A 344-nucleotide genomic window follows, 5' to 3' on the forward strand; every position below is an offset into this window, starting at 1 on the left:
TTCGTGCGCGACCGGCTCGACCAGCCGCTGCGCGAGGCGCAGCACTACCTGGTGCAGCTCGGCTACGAGGCGCTCGCGGAGAAGTTCGCCGATCGCGCGGACGCGCAACCGGGCGCAACCGTGTTCCACGTCACGCAGGACCGCACGGTCCGCATCTCGTGGAAGCAGGAGATCCGCGCGGAACTGCGCGCGATCTTCAACGGCGGCCCGTTCAAGCCGATCCTCGACGAAGCGCAGGCGATCCACAAGCGCGTGCTGCGCGGCCGCGTGTTCGTCGCGCTGCACATGCATGCGGGCGACGGCAACGTCCACACCAACATCCCGGTCAACTCCGACAACTACGA

Annotated in this window: 1 protein-coding gene; it reads left to right on the top strand. The window is 68.0% G+C overall.

Annotation, left to right across the window (positions count from 1 at the left end):
- On the top strand, positions 1 to 344 hold a 344-nt coding region (locus tag J8I33_RS34325; protein ID WP_348636057.1), incomplete at both ends, for a hypothetical protein.

The sequence above is a fragment of the Burkholderia sp. AcTa6-5 genome, assembly GCF_017815075.1.
GTDB classification, from domain to species: Bacteria; Pseudomonadota; Gammaproteobacteria; order Burkholderiales; family Burkholderiaceae; genus Burkholderia; species Burkholderia sola.